The sequence below is a fragment of the Burkholderia sp. Ac-20344 genome, from assembly GCF_017104975.1.
In the GTDB taxonomy this organism is placed as follows: Bacteria; Pseudomonadota; Gammaproteobacteria; order Burkholderiales; family Burkholderiaceae; genus Burkholderia.
Window position 1 is genome coordinate 1 of record NZ_JAAGPP010000016.1, and the last position, 18,503, is coordinate 18,503.

The window sequence follows — 18,503 nt, forward strand, 5'->3', positions numbered from 1 at the left end:
CGACTTCTCGCTGCTGAAGCAGGGCCACCGGATGCCGCTGCGCTGGCACGACGACCGGCCCGCGCGCATCGGCGTTATTCCGCGGCATGGCGGCGCCGTTGATGCGCTGCGCGTCGCGCCGGTCTGCGTGCGGATCGCGTCGCACACGCGCCGGCTCGCCGAGGCCGTGCCGGTGTTTCGCGCGTCGCTCGCCGCGACGCACGTGCGGCGGCCGCTGCCCGGCACGCGGCTGTTTTCGGGCATCGACGGCGCATCGGTGCTCGATATCGACACAGGCCTCGACAAGCTGGCCCGGCAGATCGCGGAGCCGGTCGAGTGGGCGGCCTGTCTTGCCGCCTGCGTGGAGGCCGGTGCGACCGCATTCCTCGAGCTCGGCCCCGGCCGCGCGCTGGCCGAGATGGCCGGTGGCGCATATCCGGCGCTACCGGCCCGCAGCCTCGCGGATTTCCGTTCCGTCGACGGCGTGGCGAGCTGGCTCGCGCGCGTCGCGGCAGGCTGATCGACGGCGTGAAAAACGGGCTGTTACCCGTTCGCCGGGTACCGGTTTTGCACTGTGTGTTGCGCCGGCGCAGCAGCATCGCAACCGGCGCTTGCCACGCGAATTGGCGTCGCTACAATGGCGCCCGCCATGAGACCAGCCGCCTTCCTTCTCGCCGCGCTCTGCTGCGCAGCGAGCGCCCACGCCGCCCAGATTCCGTCCGATGCCGCATCGGTCGGCACATACTTTTCGTATGACAACGCGGCGGCCGACGCGACCGTCGACCTGATCGAGCAGGCGCAGCATCGCGTGCTGCTGGCGGGTTATACGCACGTGCCGCCGGCGGTCGCGAGCGCGCTGCATGCGGCCCGCTCGCGCGGGATCGAGGTGCGTGTCGTGCTCGTGCGTTCGCCGCGCGCGGGCAGGTACAGCGGCGCGGGCTATCTGAAGTCGTCGGGTATCGACGTGGCGATCGATTCGCGGCACGGCGATCCTGCGCCGCGCTTCGTGATCGTCGACGACAGCGTCGCGCTGACGACGCTGTCGGAAGGCGCGGCCGCGCATGCGGAAACGGTGAACGTGTTCCAGCGCGCGCCCGAGCTTGCGCAATCCTACGCACAGTCGTTCTGGCGGCTGTACCGGCAGGCCGGCGGCCTCTGACCATTTCCTTCGGCGCCATGCGCGCCGGTATGACCCTGCTTGCATCGGCGCTGCCGATGAACCATGCTCGTTGACAGGCGCCGACGCGGGTTTCGCGTATCCGGCGCAACGGCAGGGAGCCGATCGTGTTCGAGTGTTTTGCCGATCGCGCCGATGCCGGCCGCCAGTTGGCCGGCGCGTTGTGCGATTACGCGGGGCGGAGCGACGTCGTCGTGCTCGCCTTGCCGCGCGGCGGCGTGCCCGTCGCCTATCCGATCGCTTGCGGGCTGCGCGCGCCGCTCGACGTGCTGGTCGTGCGCAAGCTCGGCGTGCCGTACGATCCCGAGCTCGCGATGGGTGCGATCGCGACGGGCGGCGCGATTCATCTGCAGCGTTCGGTGCTCCGCTCGATGAACGTGTCCGGCGAACAGCTCGCCGACGTAATCGCGCGCGAGACGGTCGAACTGCATCGCCGCGAAGCGCTGTATCGGGGTGCGGCGCCGCCGCTGCCGGTCGAAGGTCGCATCGCGATCGTCGTCGACGACGGCGTCGCGACCGGCGCATCGATGCGCGTCGCGCTGCAGGCGTTGCGCGAGCGCCATCCGGCGCGGATCGTGGCGGCTGCGCCGGTCGCGCCGGCGGGCGCACGGCATGCGTTCGACGATCTGGCCGACGCGTTCGTCACGGTGTCGCTGCCGCTGCCGTTCTTCGGGATCAGCCAGTTCTACGGACGCTTCGAGCAGACGAGCGACGACGAGGTCCGGGCTTTGCTCGACGCGGCCCGGCTCTGACGCGGGTTCACGTCCGCCTGATGCGGCGCGGGCGAGGGCGGCGGGTTTCGGCCCACGCGAACACGCGCTGCAGCATCGGATGGACATCCCCGTGCCAGCGCGCCCCCGTAAACAGCCCGTAGTGATCGCAGTCGTCGATGTCGATGCGATAGCGCTCGTCGTCGGCGAGGCCGCTGCACAGGTCGAGCGCCGCATGCGTCTGGCCGGCGCCCGTGACCGCGTCGCACGCGCCTTCGACGGTCAGCAGCACGATGCCGCGCAAAGCGGCCGGATCGACACGCTGGCCGCCCACGTCCCACGTGCCGTGCGCCAGGCTCATGCGCTGGAACACGATATCGACCGTATCGAGGAAATAGTCGGCCGGCATGTCGAGCAGCGCCGTGTATTCGAGCAGCGCACGCCGCGCGCCGGCGAGCCCGGCCATGTCGAAGCGCGATGCGGCCAGCGCGTACGCTTCGATCAGCGACAGGAAGCGCTGCGGGTACACGAGCGCGATCTCCCCCTGCTGCAGATAGGTCGGAAATACGTGTCGGCCATGCCCCGCGAAGCCGGGCGGCACGACGTCGATCAGGTGGCGGCGGCACCAGCCGAGCGAATGGGCGGCGGCGGCGGTGCCGAGCGCACTCGGGTTTCGGCGCGCGTCGAGCGGGCCGCCGATCAGCGTGACGCTCGCGGGCAGTGCCAGGCCGCGCGCGGCACGCAACGCGAGCGCGCCGAGCGCCGGCACGGTCGCCTGGCACACGGCGACGACATGCAGCGGCCGGTCGTCGTGCGCGAGCCCGTCGACGAAGCCGTCGAGCGTCGCGACATACTCGTCGAGCCCGAAGCGGCCCGACGCGAGCGGTACGTCGCGCGCATTGCGCCAGTCGGTCACGCAGACGTCGCCGTCCGCGAGCAGCGTCTCGACGGTTTCCCGCATCATCACGGCCGCATGTCCGGCGAGCGGGGCGCACAGCAGCACCGTGCGTCGCGCATCGGCACGCGCGAAGCGCCGCAGGTCGCAGAACGGCGTGTGCGCGACGACGCGCTCGCCGACGGCCGGCCACCCGATGTCGAAGCGCGGCGGCCCGTCCGGCGGCCCGAGCAGCGGCTCGAACAGGTCGTCGTAGCACGACGACGCGGCGTGCGGCAGCGTGGCCGCGGGCCACGCGTCGAACGCGTGCCGCGTCGCCGCGCGCCAGGCGCGCATCCATTCCCGCTGCTGCTCGACGAGGGCATACCACATGGCGAACCTTGGGGCGGAAGGGGCGTGAACTTGCATTATGGTCACTGTGGCCGGACAACGTGAGCCCCGCGCGCGACCGGGTGTGCGTATCAAGCGCAAGGGCGCACGGGCGCGAGGATGCGAGGCTGCGAGGCTGCGAGGGCGCGAAGGCGCGAAGGCGCGAAGGCAGGCCCTGCGCGTTCCGCTATTTCGGCGAACGCATTCGTGGTGCCGGCGCAAGCCCGTTGCCGGCGGGAACGGGCCCTAGGCGACGCCGCGCGACGCTGCTACAGTCGTCGATCCCATTCCCCTCAAGCGGAGCGTTTGCGATGAAGCTGATCGGCATGCTGGATTCCCCGTTCGTACGCCGTGTCGCCATTTCGGCGAAGCTGCTCGACCTCCCGTTCGAGCACGAGTCGATTTCGGTGTTCCGTCATTTCGAGCAGTTCAGGGCGATCAACCCGGTCGTCAAGGCGCCGACGCTCGTGACCGGCGACGGCGCGACGCTGCTCGACTCGTCGCTGATCGTCGACTATCTCGATCACCTGGTCGCACCCGAGCGGCGCCTGCTGCCCGATGCCGCCGATGCCCGGCTGCGTGCGCTCGTGCCGGTCGGCTTCGCGCTGGCGGCCGCCGAGAAGACCGTGCAGGTCGTCTACGAGCAGGCGCTGCGTCCGGCCGACAAGCAGCACGCGCCGTGGCTCGAGCGCGTGCTGAGCCAGATCGAGGGCGCGTACGGCGCACTGGAGCCGCTCGTCGCAGCCGCGAACGGCTGGTTCGGTGGTGCGCGCCTGCTGCAGTCCGACGTGACGGCCGCAGTGGCATGGCGCTTCACGCAGTTCATGGCGGCCGACTATCCGGCGCTCGCGCGGATCGATTCGGCCCGTTATCCGGCACTGGCCGCGCATTCGGCGCGGGCGGAAGCGCTGCCGGCGTTCGTCGAAACGCCACTCGTCTAGGCGTCGCGGCGGCGCGCGACGCGGCCCCGCCCGCTGCCCGCCGCCCGCTCGGCCTTGCCGGGCAAGCCTTTGCCGATTGTTCTCGGCGGCTGACAAGTGACTTCGCAATCGCGCTGTTTATCCGGAAGCAACCGGTCCCTAGAATCCACTCCATCGAATATGCATTGCCTGATGGAGCCCATGATGAAAGCCTTGATCGAATCGAGCCTGTACCACCCGTCCTTCGTGTTGCCGCTAGCCGCGCTGACGCAACTGATGGTCGAGCGCGATTTCAATCTCGGTCAGGTCGGGCTGATCGTCGCGGCGCGCGGTGCCCAGGCAGCCGTGTCGCGCTCGCGTGCGCTGATTTTCTGCCGCCACTGCGAAGCGCAGGCATGACGGCGCTTGCTGCGCATGGATAAAAAAAGCCCGGCCGGCGCAAGCCGGTCGGGCGGATCGGGTTCGATCGGGCCCCGGCTTCGGCCGGGGCTTTTTCATGGGCGACGCTCAGGCGCGTGCCGGCGACACGACACTGTACATCTCCGATTCGTCGTCCTCGCGCATCTGGCGCACGAGCTGATGGGCTTCGCGGCGCGTCGCGACGGCCGGCGGCGAGCCCTTGAGCGGCTGGCGCGCGGTTTCGGCGAGCGCGACGACCGACACGATGCCGATCACGGCGGCGCCCATCATGTAGTACGCGGGCATCATCAGGTTGTGCGTGACGTCGACGAGCCACGCGGTGACGAGCGGCGTCGTGCCGCCGAACAGCGACACCGACACGTTGAAGCCGATCGCGAGCGCGCCGTAGCGGATCTCGGTCGGGAACAGCGCCGGCAGCGCCGACGGCATCACGCCGGTAAAGCACGACAGCAGCACGCCGAGGATCAGCAGGCCGCCGAACACCGACGCCGTGGTGCCCGCATGGATCAGCATCATCGACGGGATCGACAGCGCCAGCAGGCCGACACAGCCCGCGAGCATCACGGGCTTGCGGCCGATCCGGTCGGACAGGCGGCCGGCGGCGAGCGTCAGCGGCATCATCAGCACCATCACGATCAGCACGAGCACGAGGCTGTGCGACTCGTCGAAGTGCAGCGTCGACGACATGAAGCTCGGCAGGTACGACAGCACCATATAGTCGGTCACGTTGAAGATCAGCACGAGGCCGACGCACAGCAGCAGGGCACGCCAGTTGCGCATCAGCGTTTCGCGGAAGCGCGCCTTCGGCACGGCCTTGTCCTGCGCTTCGCGCTCTTCGGCCTGGCGCTTGAACGCGGGCGTTTCCTCGAGCTTCATCCGGATGTAGAGACCGATCAGGCCGAGCGGGCCCGCGATCAGGAACGGCACGCGCCAGCCCCACGACAGCAGCGCTTCCTGCGACAGCGACGCGGTGAGCAGCGCGACGACGCCGGCGCCCAGCACGTAACCGATCAGCGTGCCGAACTCGAGGAAGCTGCCCATGAAGCCGCGGCGCTTGTCGGTCGAGAATTCGGCGATGAAGGTGGCCGCACCGCCGTATTCGCCGCCGGTCGAGAAGCCCTGCACGAGACGCGCGACGAGCAGCAGCACGGGCGCCATGATGCCGATCGACGCATAGCTGGGGATCAGGCCGATCGCGAAGGTGCCGACGGCCATCATGATCATCGTGGCGGCGAGCACGCGCTGGCGGCCGATGCGGTCGCCGAGCGGGCCGAACACCATGCCGCCGAGCGGGCGCACGAGGAACGCGGCCGCGAACGTGCCGAAGGTCGCGAGCAGCTGCGCGGACGGGCTGCTCGACGGGAAGAACACCTTGCCGAGCGTGACGGCGATATAGCTGTAGACGCCGAAGTCGAACCATTCCATCGCATTGCCGATGGCCATTGCGCTGACGGCGCGCTTGAGGAGGCTCTGGTCGACGACGGTGATGTCGTCCGCAGCGAGCGGAGCTTCGCCGGACGACGAAGCGGAGGAAGAAGCAGCGGTCGGGCTGACGTGTGTTGCGGTCAAGGTCATGCACTCCTTTGACTGCGCCGAACGGGCGGGCCGTCCGACACGGTTTGCCGGCGAGCGCGGTGTCGAGTGCGGCGCGTCGGGGCAGGCCATTAAGCGCTTACTGCATGACAGGCAGCAAAGGGCCGTAAGGGGCTGCTTCGACGCGGGCCCGATGGGCCATCGCGACAGTGCGCTCATGAAGAATGGGCCGCGTGATGCTGGCGGCAGATGCCGGTGCGGACGATCGGTCCGGCGTTCCGGCAAGCGCCCCGGAGGGGCAACGAAACGAGAAAAGCGGGCCTGTCGGGCGGGCTTTCCTGTGGGTGCAATTTCGGTCGAAGCACTGTCCCGCAACGCGCGGACGGACTTCTATCGAAATCGAATAGACAGAGATTGAATGTTGAAACAGGCGACATGATAGCACGATGACGGATGATCGTGCAAATTGCCGGGAAACGCCCGTCTGGCGGGGCGTCCGGCGGAGGCGGCTCGGGTATGATCGGCGGCGCGCGGCGGGGCCGTGCAGCCCCCGGTGACGGGGGCGAATTCACGAGGAACCGGATGACCGAACTGATGAGGATCGCGGCGCTGTTCGCCGCCACCGCGCTGGCCGAAATCGTCGGCTGCTACCTGCCCTGGCTCGTGTTGAAGGAGGCCCGGCCGGTGTGGCTGCTGGTGCCGGCCGTGCTGTCGCTCGCGCTGTTCGCGTGGCTGCTGACGCTGCACCCGAGCGCGGCGGGGCGCACCTATGCCGCGTACGGCGGGGTGTATATCGCGGTGGCGCTGGTCTGGCTGCGGGTAGTCGACGGCGTTGCGCTGACCCGCTGGGATGTGGCCGGCGCGGCGCTCGCGCTCGGCGGGATGGCGGTCATCGCGCTGCAGCCGCGCGCGTGAGCGCGGCCGCGGCGCGTGCCGCGTGCCGTTTCTGCTTCAAGCCGTTTCGGCGGCGCCCGCGTCGGCGGACGTGCGCCACACGCACGTGCCCTTGACCGACTTGTCGAGTTCGTCGAGCTGCGCCTGGTGCGCGGCGAGCTCGTCGTCGCTCGCGGCCACCACGGGCAGCTCGAGCGCGGCGAGCGACACGCGCTGGCCGTTCGCTGCACCGCCGTCGGCGCCCGCGTCGTCGAGCATGTCGATCACGAGGCTGTCCTGGCCGCGCGTCATCGCGAGATACACCTCGGCGAGCAGCTCCGAGTCGAGCAGTGCGCCGTGCAGCGTACGGTGCGCGTTGCTGATGCCGAAGCGGTCGCACAGCGCGTCGAGCGAGTTGCGCTTGCCGGGGAACATCTGCTTGGCCTGCACCAGCGTGTCGATCACGCCGCCGCAATGCTCGGTGAATGGCGGCAGGTTGAGCCGCGCGAATTCGGCGTCGAGGAAGCCAAGGTCGAACGGTGCGTTGTGGATGATCAGCTCGGCGTCCTTCACGAAGTCGCGAATCTGGTCGGCGACTTCCGCGAATTTCGGCTTGTCGCTGAGGAATTCGGTCGTGAGCCCGTGCACCGCCAGTGCGCCCGGATCGCTGTCGCGCTCGGGGTTCACGTAGAAGTGCAGGTTGTTGCCGGTGAGCCGCCGGTTCAGCAGCTCGACGCAGCCGATTTCGATGAGGCGGTCGCCCGTGCGGGCGTTCAGGCCGGTGGTTTCGGTATCGAGAATGATCTGGCGCATGTCGGGAAAAACGAAGGAAACAGGGGAGCGGCCCGCGTTCAGGCCGTGAGCGATTCGACGCCGCGATTCGCGAGCGCGTCCGCGCGCTCGTTTTCGGGATGGCCGGCGTGACCCTTGACCCAGCGCCACTCGACCTCGTGCTGCGCGACGAGCGCGTCGAGCCGCTTCCACAGGTCGGCGTTCTTCACGGGTGTCTTCGCCGCGGTGACCCAGCCCTTTTTCTTCCAGCCGTGGATCCACTCGCTGATGCCTTTCTGCACGTATTGCGAGTCGGTATGCACGATCACCTGGCACGGCCGCTTCAGCGCTTCGAGCGCGGCGATCACGCCCATCAGCTCCATGCGGTTGTTGGTCGTGTTGGGCTCGCCGCCGAACAGCTCTTTCTCCTTGTCGCCGTAGCGCATCAGTGCGCCCCAGCCGCCGGGGCCGGGGTTGCCCTTGCAGGCGCCGTCGGTATAGATGTCGATGGTGTCGGTTGTCATGAATGTTCTTGATGAGTGGTCGGGGAGGCCGCCGGCGTCAGGCCCGGCGCGAGCACGGGCTTCTTCATCCTGATCTGGCCGACGAGGCGCATGCCGCGCACGCGCTTGACGGCCGTCACCATGTAGACGGCGCCGAAGATCGGCCACCAGCGGTCGCCGGCGGCTTCCATGAAGCCGTAGCGGGCCAGCCACTTGTCGGTGACGAGCGGCGGCCGGTAGCAGCCGAAGCGGCCGCGTTCGAGGTCGAAGCCGAGCAGCTTGATCCAGTCCTTGAGCCGGATGAACGCGATCTGGTCGCGCGTGGCCGGCACGAACGGACGGTTCGCCATGCGCCCGAACGATTGCCGCATGCCCCACAGGCTGAGCGAATTGAAGCCGGTGATCACGAGCTGGCCTTCCGGCATCAGCACGCGCTCGGCTTCGCGCAGCAGGCGGTGCGGGTCGGACGTGAATTCTAGCGTGTGCGGCATCACGATCAGGTCGACGCTCTGCGACTCGAACGGCAGGTCGAGCAGGTCGCACCAGGTCGTGCTGCGGCCGTCGGGCGCGTGCTCGGGCGCATGCGCTTCGCGTGCCCACGGATACTGGTACGGCGCGCTCGCGCCGCTCGCCGGATCGAGCACGAGGCCGCGATACGGCATGCGGTTCTCGCGCAGCGCGTCGAGCTGCGGCAGGCCGAGCTGCAGCGCGTGGAACCCGAAGACGTCGGACACGATCCGGTCGAGCTGCGCCTGCTCCCAGTCCAGCACGTAGCGGCCGGGCGGCGAGTCGGTCCAGGCGGGCCAGTCTATAATTTGACGGTCAGACATAACGATGATTGCGCGCCCATGAACGAGCTGGAATACGTGCCGGTTCCGGCATTCGAAGACAACTATATCTGGCTCGTCTCGGACGGCCGCGATGCGATCGCCGTCGATCCGGGTGAAGCCGCGCCGGTGCGCCGCGTTCTTGCCGAACGAGGCTGGCGGTTGACCGCTATTTTACTCACGCACCATCACGCCGACCACGTCGGCGGTGTCGCGGCACTGCGCGATAGCCAACCGGACGACGTTCCGCTCGCCGTTTACGGCCCTGCGGCCGAGGCGATCGGCGTGGTCACGCAGCCGCTCTCGGGCGGCGCGCGCGTGACGCTCGACGCGCCGGCCGCCACGTTCGACGTGCTCGACGTGCCGGGCCATACGCGCGGCCACATCGCCTATTTCCAGGCGGCCGGGCAGGGCGCCGCGGCGCCGCACGTGTTCTGCGGCGACACGCTGTTCTCGTGCGGCTGCGGCCGCCTGTTCGAAGGCACGCCCGCGCAGATGCTTGCATCGCTCGATGCGCTCGCGGCGCTGCCGGGCGACACGCACGTGCATTGCGCACACGAATACACGCTGTCCAACATCCGCTTCGCGCTCGCGTGCGAGCCCGGCAATGCGGCGCTCGCCGGGTGGCGCGACGCCGCGCAGGCGCTGCGCGCGCGCGGCGTGCCGACACTGCCCACTACGATCGCGCATGAACGTGCCGTCAACCCGTTCATGCGGGCGGACAGCGAGGTGATCCGCGCGACGCTCGAGGCCGAGCTGCACGAAACGGTGCCGGATCGTCTGACGGCGTTCACGCTGATGCGCGAGTGGAAAAACCGGTTCCGATGATGATTTTCGGAGGACTCCAAAGCTCAAGCGGTGTCTGTAAAAATTGCTCCAAATGTAGGATTTCGCTGAGTTTTCGGTGTTTTTATTGACGTGAAGCACGCACTTCCGTAGTATCGCCTGCAATTTCCAGCCGTCGGAAGCCGAGATTTTCATGCGACTTATATTGAGTGCGATGGTGGTTCTGCTACTCGCCGCTTGTGCGAGCCAGGCCCCTGTCGCCAACAACGCCGCCGATTCGCAGGCGACGTCCAACTACCTCCGTAAATCAGCCACCGCCAAAGAAACTGTCGACGTCGACAAGCAATCCGTCGGCGACCTGACCAGTGCCGACTCGGATCTCTGGGGCCGCATCCGCCGCGGTTTCCAGATGCCCGACCTGCAGACCGACCTCGTCGACATGCAGACCACGTGGTACACGCAGCGCCCGGATTACGTGCAGCGCATGACCGAGCGCTCGCAGAAGTACCTGTATCACATCGTCGAGGAGCTCGAGGCGCGTCACATGCCGACCGAGCTCGCGCTGCTGCCGTTCATCGAGTCCGCGTACAACCCGCAGGCGCTGTCGGTCGCGAAGGCGGCCGGCATGTGGCAGTTCATGCCCGGCACGGGCCGCACGTACAACCTGAAGCGCAACATGTGGCAGGACGAGCGCCGCGACGTGCTCGCGTCGACGAGCGCCGCGCTCGACTACCTGTCGCGCCTGCATGACATGTTCGGCGACTGGTATCTCGCGCTGGCCGCGTACAACTGGGGCGAGGGCAACGTGCAGCGCGCGATCGCGCGCAACCAGGCGGCCGGCCTGCCGACCGACTACCTGAGCCTGCGGATGCCGAACGAGACGCGCAACTACGTGCCGAAGCTGCAGGCGGTGAAGAACATCATCGCGAGCCCGAAGCAGTATGGCCTGACGCTGCCGGACATCCCGAACCACCCGTATTTCGTGACGGTCACGACGTCGCGCGACATCGACGTCGCGGTCGCCGCGAAGCTCGCGAACCTGCCGCTCGACGAATTCCGCTCGCTGAACCCGTCGTTCTCGAAGCCGGTGATCCTCGGCGCGACCGAGCCGCAGATCCTGCTGCCGTTCGACAACGCATCGGCCTTCGAGAAGAACCTGAAGGGGTACAACGGCCAGCTTTCGTCGTGGACCACCTATACGGTCAGCGAGCGTGCGCGGCCGGCCGCGATCGCCGAGAAGATCGGCGTGGACGCCGATACGCTGATGTCGATCAACAAGATTCCGGCAGGCATGCGCCTGAAGCCGGGCTCGACGATCGTCGTGCCGCGCGGCGACGACGACGACGAGGACATCAGCGCCGACGTCGCCGAAAACGGCGCGCTCGCGATGGAACCCGACGTACCCGACACGCGCAAGATGCTGATCCGCGTGCGCCGCAAGCAGTCGATGGCGGCGATCGCCGGCCGCTACGGCGTGTCGGTCGGCCAGCTCAAGGCGTGGAACCGCACGCACCGCGATCTCGCGATGCCGGGCCAGGCGCTCGTGCTGCACGTGCCGGTCGGCCGTTCGGTGCCGGCGGAACCCGGTCCGGAGCGGATCGCGACGTCGGCCGGCGGTGCGCATATCGAGCGCGCGAGCCTGGCGGTGGGCGGCAAGTCGCACGGCGCGAAGCGCGGCGCGGCGAAGCCGGCGGCCAAATCGGCGAAGGCGGCGCCCGCGAAAGCGGCGCCGGCCAAGGCCGCAGCGCTCAAGGGCAAGAAGAAGTAACGCAGTCGCGAACGCATCGTGCGGCCGGCCCGGTTCGCGCGATTGCGCTATCATCCGACGAAATGCGACGAAACGCCGTCACCGAGGTGACGGCGTTTTTGTTTGTGCGCGGCGCGGGGGCGCTGCGTCGCATGTCTTCTTTATAACAAGGGGAAGCGATGTCGTCGGTGCAGGTGAGGGTGCTCGCGCTGTTTTCGGTCGGGTATTTCGTGTCGTATGTGTTTCGCGGCGTCAATCTGGGCTTCGCGCCGTTCGTCACGCACGAGCTCGGGTTGTCGGCCGCCGATCTCGGCCTGCTCACCAGTCTCTATTTCCTCGGCTTCGCGGGCGCGCAGATCCCGGCCGGCGTGATGCTCGATCACTTCGGCCCGCGCCGCGTGACGGCCGGCATGCTGCTGTTCGCGGCCGCGGGTGCGGCCGTGTTCGGCGCCGCGCACGGCCTCGGCACGATGATGGTTGGCCGGCTGCTGATCGGCGTCGGCGTATCGGTGTGTCTCGGCGCGGCGTTCAAGGCGCTCGCGCAGCATTTCCCGGTTGGCCGGCTGCCGCTCGTCAACGGCCTCGTGATGGCCGTGGGCGGCCTTGGCGGCGTGATGGTGGGCTCGCCGCTGACCTGGCTGCTCGGCTGGACGAGCTGGCGCGCGATCTGTTTCGGCCTCGCGGTGCTGACTGTGATCGTCGCGGCGTCGATCGGCCTGGGCGCGCCGGAAGCGAAGCAGGTGCGCCACCAGGGCGGGCTCGTCAGCCAGTTCAAGGGCACGTGGCACATCCTGAGCAGCCGCGCGTTCTGGAAGATCTCGTCGTTCTCCGTCGTCACGCAGGGCGTGTTCTACGCGATGCAGTCGCTGTGGGTCGGGCCGTACCTGCGCGACGCCGCGGGGTTCGATGCGCCGCATGCTGCGCGCCTCGTGTCGGTGCTCGGTTTCGCGATGATGGCCGGCTGCGTCGGCTTCGGCGCGGCGGCGCGCGTGCTCGAGCGGCGCGGCGTGTCCGTGTACGCGTTCTGCGGCGTCGGCATGGCGCTGTTCGTCGCGACGCAGGCCGCGATCGTCGCGCGCGTGCCGTTACCGCCTGCCGTGCTGTGGGCCGCCTACGGGATGTTCGGCGGCGTCGGCATCCTGACCTACGCGGTGATGGCCGGCCATTTTCCTGCCCACCTGATCGGCCGCGCGAACACGACGCTCACGCTCGTGATTTTCCTGCTGATCTTTGCGTTCCAGATCGGTGTCGGCGCGGTGCTGTCGCACTGGCCCGCGGTCGACGGCCACTATCCGGCTGCCGCGCACTTCGCCGCGTGGGGCGTGCTGCTCGCGCTGCAGCTCGCGAGCGCGGTCTGGTACGTCTGGCCCGCGCGCGGTGCTGGCCAAGCGCACTGATCCGGCGGTACGCTGACGGGTAGGGCGGCCACGTAAACGGGGCCGCAGCGCGTTGCTGCGCGCCGCAGGGCGTCGCAGCGCGCACGATCGGACGGCCATATTGATTGAAGATAAGGCCATTTTCAGGCTATAATTTGAAAGTTTGTGCTGATCAACCTCGCACCCTAGCGCCTACCTCATTCATCCCGTTCATCCGCCGCACGCCGCCTGCCGGGCGATGCCGCGAAACCTCGTGCGCCACGCGCCGGGTTCGCGTCTCGACAGCACAGGCCGCGTCCAGCAAGCGACCACGCGCGCCCACGCAGCGCGGCGCTCGCGCGGCAGGGTAAACAGGTCGGCAGCTGGGTGTTCCCCAAGGAGCCTCCCGTGTTGCCGTCTTTTACTCCCGCCTTGCTTGCACTCGCCGACGGCACGGTCTTTCGTGGTTATTCGATCGGGGCCGAAGGCCACACGATCGGCGAAGTCGTGTTCAATACCGCGATCACCGGCTATCAGGAAATCCTGACTGATCCGAGCTACTCGCGCCAGATCGTCACGCTCACCTACCCGCATATCGGCAACGTCGGCGTCAACGCCGAAGACGTCGAAGCCACGAAAGTCCATGCCGCCGGCCTGATCATCCGTGATCTGCCGTCGCTCGCATCGAATTTCCGCATGGACCGCACGCTCGGCGACTACCTGCGCGACGAAGGCGTCGTCGCGATCGCCGGCATCGACACCCGCAAGCTGACCCGCATCCTGCGCGACAAGGGCGCGCAGAACGGCTGCATCCTGACGGGCTCGGACGACGAAGCGAAGGCAATCGAGCTCGCACGCTCGTTCCCGGGTCTCGCGGGCATGGATCTCGCGAAGGTCGTGTCGACCACGAAGCCGTTCGAGTGGAAGCAGACCGAATGGCGCCTCGAAGGCGGCTATGGCATGCAGGAAGCGCCGAAGTACCGCGTCGTCGCGTACGATTTCGGCGTCAAGTACAACATCCTGCGCATGCTCGCGGAGCGCGGCTGCCACGTGACGGTGCTGCCGGCACAGGCGAGCGCGGAAGATGCGCTCGCGCTGAATCCGGACGGCGTGTTCCTGTCGAACGGCCCTGGCGATCCGGAGCCGTGCGACTACGCGATCGCGGCCACGAAGGAATTCATCGCGCGCGGCGTGCCGACCTTCGGCATCTGCCTGGGTCACCAGATCATGGGCCTCGCGGTCGGCGCGAAGACGCTGAAGATGAAGACGGGCCACCACGGCGCGAACCACCCGGTGAAGGATCTCGGCGACGGCCGGGTCGTGATCACGTCGCAGAACCACGGCTTCGCGGTCGATGCCGATTCGCTGCCGGCCAACGCGCGCGTGACGCACGTGTCGCTGTTCGACGGCACGCTGCAGGGCTTCGAGCTGACCGACAAGCCGGCATTCTGCTTCCAGGGCCACCCGGAAGCGTCGCCCGGCCCGCACGACATCGGCTACCTGTTCGACCGTTTCACCGCGCTGATGGACGCGGCGAAGCAGCGCAACGCTTAACGTCACCGACGCAACCCAAGGACGGGAGATTCGCATCATGTTCGGCCACGCACTCGGCATCACGGATATCTGGACCTACGTGTTCGGCGTGATCTTCATCATCCTGCTGCCGGGGCCGAACTCGATGTACGTGCTGTCGCTCGCGGCGCAGCGCGGCGTGAGGGCCGGCTATCGCGCGGCGTGCGGCGTGTTCGTCGGCGACACGGTGCTGATGGTGCTGTCCGCCGCCGGCGTCGCGTCGCTGCTGAAGGCGAATCCGCTGCTGTTCTCCGTCGTCAAGTACGGCGGCGCCGCGTATCTGCTCTACATCGGTACCGGCATGCTGCGCAGCGCGTGGCAGAAGCTGCGCGCGCCGGCCCATGCGACGGCCGACGTGCCGCCCGCGGTCGACGGCGAGCGGCCGTTCCGCAAGGCGCTGATCGTGAGCCTGCTGAATCCGAAGGCGATCCTGTTCTTCATCTCGTTCTTCATCCAGTTCGTCGACCCGGCATTCCCGCATCCCGCGCTGTCGTTCGTCGTGCTCGGGGCAATCGCGCAATGCGCGAGCTTCCTGTACCTGAGCACGCTGATCTTCGCGGGTGCGCGCCTTGCCGAGCACTTCCGCCGCCGCCGCAAGCTTGCAGCAGGCGCGGCGAGCAGCGTGGGCGGCCTGTTCATCGGTTTCTCGGTGAAGCTCGCGCTCGCCACGATGAGCTGAGCGCAGCCGGCCGACCCACGACAACGATTACTTATTGAATTCACAAGCCATGCCAAAACGCACAGACATCAAGAGCATCCTCATCATCGGCGCCGGCCCGATCATCATCGGCCAGGCGTGCGAGTTCGACTATTCGGGCGCGCAGGCTTGCAAGGCGTTGCGTGAGGAGGGCTACAAGGTCGTTCTCGTCAACAGCAACCCGGCGACGATCATGACCGACCCGAACACGGCCGACGTGACCTACATCGAGCCGATCACGTGGGAAGTCGTCGCGCGCATCATCGAGAAGGAGCGCCCGGACGCGATCCTGCCGACGATGGGCGGCCAGACTGCGCTGAACTGCGCGCTCGACCTGCACCACCACGGCGTGCTCGAGAAGTTCGGCGTCGAGCTGATCGGCGCGTCGCCGGAAGCGATCGACAAGGCGGAAGACCGCCAGAAGTTCAAGGACGCGATGACCAAGATCGGTCTCGGCTCCGCGAAGTCGGGCGTCGCGCACTCGATGGAAGAAGCGACCCAGGTGCACGCCGAGATCATGGCGCTCACCGGCGGCAGCGGCTACCCGGTCGTGATCCGTCCGTCGTTCACGCTCGGCGGCTCGGGCGGCGGCATTGCATACAACCGCGAAGAGTTCGAAGAGATCTGCAAGCGCGGCCTGGATCTCTCGCCCACGCGCGAGCTGCTGATCGAAGAGTCGCTGCTCGGCTGGAAGGAATACGAGATGGAAGTCGTGCGCGACCGCGCCGACAACTGCATCATCGTCTGCTCGATCGAGAACCTCGACCCGATGGGCGTGCACACCGGCGACTCGATCACGGTCGCGCCGGCGCAGACGCTCACCGACAAGGAATACCAGATCCTGCGTAACGCATCGCTCGCGGTGCTGCGCGAGATCGGCGTCGACACGGGCGGCTCGAACGTGCAGTTCTCGATCAACCCGCGCGACGGCCGCATGGTCGTCATCGAAATGAACCCGCGCGTGTCGCGTTCGTCGGCGCTCGCGTCGAAGGCCACCGGCTTCCCGATCGCGAAGGTCGCGGCGAAGCTGGCAGTCGGCTACACGCTCGACGAGCTGAAGAACGAAATCACCGGCGGCCAGACCCCGGCGTCGTTCGAGCCGACGATCGACTACGTCGTCACGAAGATCCCGCGCTTCGCGTTCGAGAAATTCCGCGAAGCCGATTCGCGCCTGACGACGCAGATGAAGTCGGTCGGCGAAGTGATGGCGATCGGCCGCACGTTCCAGGAATCGTTCCAGAAGGCGCTGCGCGGCCTCGAAGTCGGTGTCGACGGTCTCGACGAGAAGTCGACCGACCGCGACGAGATCGCAATCGAGATCCACGAGCCGGGCCCGGACCGCATCTGGTACGTCGGCGATGCCTTCCGCATCGGCATGACGGCCCAGGAAATCTTCGCGGAAACCGCGATCGATCCGTGGTTCCTCGAGCAGATCGAGCAGATCGTCCTGAAGGAAAAGGCGCTCGCCGGCCGCACGCTCGCATCGCTGACGTTCGACGAGCTGCGCTACCTGAAGCAGAGCGGCTTCTCCGACCGCCGCCTCGCGAAGTTGCTCGGCGCGACGCCGGAAGACGTCCGCAAGCGCCGCATCGAACTCAACGTGCGCCCGGTCTACAAGCGCGTCGACACCTGCGCGGCCGAATTCGCGACGAAAACCGCGTACATGTACTCGACCTACGAGGAAGAGTGCGAGGCGCAGCCGACCACCAACAAGAAGATCATGGTGCTGGGCGGCGGCCCGAACCGGATCGGCCAGGGCATCGAGTTCGACTACTGCTGCGTGCACGCTGCGCTCGCGATGCGCGAGGACGGCTACGAAACGATCATGGTCAACTGCAACCCGGAAACGGTGTCGACCGACTATGACACGTCCGATCGCCTGTACTTCGAGCCGCTGACGCTCGAGGACGTGCTCGAGATCGTCGACAAGGAAAAGCCGGTCGGCGTGATCGTCCAGTACGGCGGCCAGACGCCGCTGAAGCTCGCGCTCGACCTCGAGGCGCACGGCGTGCCGATCGTCGGCACGTCGCCGGACATGATCGACGCGGCCGAAGACCGCGAACGCTTCCAGAAGCTGCTGCAGGACCTCGGCCTGCGCCAGCCGCCGAACCGCACCGCGCGCGCCGAAGACGAAGCGCTCGCGCTGGCCGCTGAAATCGGCTATCCGCTGGTCGTGCGCCCGTCGTACGTGCTGGGCGGCCGCGCGATGGAAATCGTCCACGAGCCGCGCGACCTCGAGCGCTACATGCGCGAGGCCGTGAAGGTGTCGAATGATTCGCCGGTGCTGCTCGACCGCTTCCTGAACGATGCGATCGAGTGCGACGTCGACTGCATCTGCGACGGCGACGCCGTGTTCATCGGCGGCGTGATGGAGCACATCGAGCAGGCGGGCGTCCACTCGGGCGACTCGGCATGCTCGCTGCCGCCGTACTCGCTGTCGAAGGAAACCGTGGCCGAGCTGAAGCGCCAGACGGGCGCGATGGCGAAGGCGCTGAACGTGGTCGGCCTGATGAACGTGCAGTTCGCGATCCAGCAGGTGCCGCAGGCGGACGGTTCGAAGCAGGACATCATCTACGTGCTGGAAGTGAACCCGCGCGCATCGCGCACGGTGCCGTACGTGTCGAAGGCGACCAGCCTGCCGCTCGCGAAGATCGCGGCGCGCGCGATGGTCGGCCAGAAGCTCGCGCAGCAGGGCGTGACGAAGGAAGTCGAGCCGCCGTACTTCAGCGTGAAGGAAGCCGTGTTCCCGTTCGTCAAGTTCCCGACCGTCGATCCGGTCCTCGGGCCTGAAATGCGTTCGACCGGCGAAGTGATGGGTGTCGGCCAGACGTTCGGCGAAGCGCTGTTCAAGTCGCAGCTCGCGGCCGGTTCGCGCCTGCCGGAGTCGGGCACGGTGCTGCTGACCGTGATGGACGCCGACAAGCCGAAGGCGGTCGAAGTCGCGCGCATGCTGCACGACCTCGGCTACCCGATCGTCGCAACCAAGGGCACGGCTGCCGCGATCGAAGCGGCCGGTGTGCCGGTGAAGGTCGTGAACAAGGTGAAGGACGGCCGTCCGCACATCGTCGACATGATCAAGAACGGCGAGATCGCACTCGTGTTCACGACGGTCGACGAAACGCGCCAGGCGATCGCCGATTCGCGTTCGATCCGCATGAGCGCGCAGGCACACAAGGTCACGTACTACACGACGATGTCGGGCGCGCGCGCGGCAGTCGAAGGCTTGCGCTACCTGAAGGATCTGGAAGTCTATGATTTACAAGGTCTTCACGCTCGCCTAAACTAAGCAGTCAGTTACCTGTAGAAGCAACACGTGCCGCGATTAGGCGGTGTTTCCAGTGCATCGGAAACGCGCTTAATCGCGGTGAT

General features: G+C 67.6%; 16 protein-coding genes and 1 pseudogene. 12 read left to right on the plus strand and 5 right to left on the minus strand.

Annotation, left to right across the window (positions count from 1 at the left end; genetic code table 11):
- From G3N64_RS07785 to G3N64_RS07795, 3 genes and pseudogenes are all read left to right on the plus strand, one after another.
- Positions 1-499, plus strand: a pseudogene (locus G3N64_RS07785) (hypothetical protein); the annotation flags it as partial.
- Positions 500-616: 117 nt separating this feature from the next.
- Positions 617-1,138: a phospholipase D-like domain-containing protein gene (locus G3N64_RS07790; protein WP_205783297.1), complete on the plus strand. Its 522-nt coding sequence runs from the start codon at positions 617-619 to the stop codon at positions 1,136-1,138.
- A 125-nt stretch (positions 1,139-1,263) separates the two neighbouring features.
- Positions 1,264-1,908, plus strand: a complete 645-nt coding sequence (locus G3N64_RS07795) for a phosphoribosyltransferase family protein (RefSeq protein WP_205783299.1) — start codon at positions 1,264-1,266, stop codon at positions 1,906-1,908.
- A gap of 7 nt (positions 1,909-1,915) precedes the next feature.
- On the opposite strand, the gene G3N64_RS07800 is transcribed toward G3N64_RS07795, so the two are convergent.
- Entirely contained in the window at positions 1,916-3,133 is a 1,218-nt protein-coding gene (locus G3N64_RS07800; protein WP_205783301.1) for a polyhydroxyalkanoate depolymerase, read from the minus strand.
- A gap of 308 nt (positions 3,134-3,441) precedes the next feature.
- On the opposite strand from G3N64_RS07800, the gene G3N64_RS07805 reads away from it, so the two are divergent.
- Both G3N64_RS07805 and G3N64_RS07810 read left to right on the plus strand, forming a co-directional pair.
- On the plus strand, positions 3,442-4,071 hold the full coding sequence (locus G3N64_RS07805) for a glutathione S-transferase (protein ID WP_205783303.1): 630 nt from the start codon (positions 3,442-3,444) through the stop codon (positions 4,069-4,071).
- 171 nt (positions 4,072-4,242) lie between these two features.
- The gene (locus tag G3N64_RS07810) at positions 4,243-4,449 is read left to right on the plus strand and encodes a hypothetical protein (protein ID WP_205783305.1); all 207 of its coding nucleotides are present in this window, start codon (positions 4,243-4,245) and stop codon (positions 4,447-4,449) included.
- 108 nt (positions 4,450-4,557) lie between these two features.
- Here G3N64_RS07810 and proP read toward each other — a convergent pair whose 3' ends face one another.
- Positions 4,558-6,045, minus strand: coding sequence for a glycine betaine/L-proline transporter ProP (proP, locus tag G3N64_RS07815; protein WP_205783307.1), 1,488 nt, complete (start codon positions 6,043-6,045; stop codon positions 4,558-4,560).
- Positions 6,046-6,585: 540 nt separating this feature from the next.
- Here proP and G3N64_RS07820 point away from each other — a divergent pair.
- On the plus strand, positions 6,586-6,918 hold the full coding sequence (locus G3N64_RS07820) for a YnfA family protein (protein ID WP_205783309.1): 333 nt from the start codon (positions 6,586-6,588) through the stop codon (positions 6,916-6,918).
- 36 nt (positions 6,919-6,954) lie between these two features.
- Here the strand turns inward: G3N64_RS07820 and dnaQ are convergent, their stop codons facing one another.
- The 3 genes from dnaQ to G3N64_RS07835 are packed head-to-tail and all read right to left on the minus strand — an operon-like array spanning position 6,955 to position 8,980.
- Positions 6,955-7,689, minus strand: coding sequence for a DNA polymerase III subunit epsilon (gene dnaQ, locus G3N64_RS07825; RefSeq protein WP_205783310.1), 735 nt, complete (start codon positions 7,687-7,689; stop codon positions 6,955-6,957).
- A 38-nt stretch (positions 7,690-7,727) separates the two neighbouring features.
- Positions 7,728-8,171 carry a ribonuclease HI gene (gene rnhA, locus G3N64_RS07830; protein ID WP_039347704.1) on the minus strand — a complete coding sequence of 148 codons (444 nt, stop codon included), beginning with the start codon at positions 8,169-8,171 and terminating at the stop codon, positions 7,728-7,730.
- Entirely contained in the window at positions 8,168-8,980 is an 813-nt protein-coding gene (locus tag G3N64_RS07835) for a class I SAM-dependent methyltransferase (protein WP_175003338.1), read from the minus strand. Before G3N64_RS07835 ends, rnhA begins: the two co-directional genes overlap by 4 nt.
- Before the next feature lie 18 nt (positions 8,981-8,998).
- Here G3N64_RS07835 and gloB point away from each other — a divergent pair, with 18 nt between their 5' ends.
- From gloB to carB, 6 genes are all read left to right on the plus strand, one after another.
- A complete protein-coding gene (gene gloB, locus G3N64_RS07840) occupies positions 8,999-9,805 on the plus strand; it encodes a hydroxyacylglutathione hydrolase (RefSeq protein WP_205783315.1) in 807 nt (268 codons plus the stop codon).
- A 151-nt stretch (positions 9,806-9,956) separates the two neighbouring features.
- Positions 9,957-11,531 (plus strand): transglycosylase SLT domain-containing protein, encoded by a 1,575-nt coding sequence (locus G3N64_RS07845; protein WP_205783317.1) that lies wholly within the window; start codon positions 9,957-9,959, stop codon positions 11,529-11,531.
- 158 nt (positions 11,532-11,689) lie between these two features.
- Complete coding sequence (locus tag G3N64_RS07850; RefSeq protein WP_205783318.1) at positions 11,690-12,907, plus strand: MFS transporter; 1,218 nt, start codon at positions 11,690-11,692, stop codon at positions 12,905-12,907.
- A gap of 366 nt (positions 12,908-13,273) precedes the next feature.
- Positions 13,274-14,419: a glutamine-hydrolyzing carbamoyl-phosphate synthase small subunit gene (gene carA / locus G3N64_RS07855; RefSeq protein WP_205783319.1), complete on the plus strand. Its 1,146-nt coding sequence runs from the start codon at positions 13,274-13,276 to the stop codon at positions 14,417-14,419.
- 37 nt (positions 14,420-14,456) lie between these two features.
- Entirely contained in the window at positions 14,457-15,116 is a 660-nt protein-coding gene (gene leuE, locus G3N64_RS07860; RefSeq protein WP_205783320.1) for a leucine efflux protein LeuE, read from the plus strand.
- 49 nt (positions 15,117-15,165) lie between these two features.
- Positions 15,166-18,420, plus strand: coding sequence for a carbamoyl-phosphate synthase large subunit (gene carB / locus G3N64_RS07865; protein WP_205783321.1), 3,255 nt, complete (start codon positions 15,166-15,168; stop codon positions 18,418-18,420).
- Positions 18,421-18,503: the final 83 nt, after the last annotated feature.

Coding starts and splice junctions, on each gene's coding strand:
- G3N64_RS07790 (WP_205783297.1), top strand. CDS start 617: ATGGCGCCCGCCATGAGACCAGCCGCCTTCCTTCTCGCCGCGCTCTGC.
- G3N64_RS07800 (WP_205783301.1), bottom strand. CDS start 3,133: ATGTGGTATGCCCTCGTCGAGCAGCAGCGGGAATGGATGCGCGCCTGG.
- G3N64_RS07805 (WP_205783303.1), top strand. CDS start 3,442: ATGAAGCTGATCGGCATGCTGGATTCCCCGTTCGTACGCCGTGTCGCC.
- G3N64_RS07810 (WP_205783305.1), top strand. CDS start 4,243: ATGGAGCCCATGATGAAAGCCTTGATCGAATCGAGCCTGTACCACCCG.
- proP (WP_205783307.1), bottom strand. CDS start 6,045: ATGACCTTGACCGCAACACACGTCAGCCCGACCGCTGCTTCTTCCTCC.
- G3N64_RS07820 (WP_205783309.1), top strand. CDS start 6,586: ATGACCGAACTGATGAGGATCGCGGCGCTGTTCGCCGCCACCGCGCTG.
- dnaQ (WP_205783310.1), bottom strand. CDS start 7,689: ATGCGCCAGATCATTCTCGATACCGAAACCACCGGCCTGAACGCCCGC.
- rnhA (WP_039347704.1), bottom strand. CDS start 8,171: ATGACAACCGACACCATCGACATCTATACCGACGGCGCCTGCAAGGGC.
- G3N64_RS07835 (WP_175003338.1), bottom strand. CDS start 8,980: ATGTCTGACCGTCAAATTATAGACTGGCCCGCCTGGACCGACTCGCCG.
- gloB (WP_205783315.1), top strand. CDS start 8,999: ATGAACGAGCTGGAATACGTGCCGGTTCCGGCATTCGAAGACAACTAT.
- G3N64_RS07845 (WP_205783317.1), top strand. CDS start 9,957: ATGCGACTTATATTGAGTGCGATGGTGGTTCTGCTACTCGCCGCTTGT.
- G3N64_RS07850 (WP_205783318.1), top strand. CDS start 11,690: ATGTCGTCGGTGCAGGTGAGGGTGCTCGCGCTGTTTTCGGTCGGGTAT.
- leuE (WP_205783320.1), top strand. CDS start 14,457: ATGTTCGGCCACGCACTCGGCATCACGGATATCTGGACCTACGTGTTC.
- carB (WP_205783321.1), top strand. CDS start 15,166: ATGCCAAAACGCACAGACATCAAGAGCATCCTCATCATCGGCGCCGGC.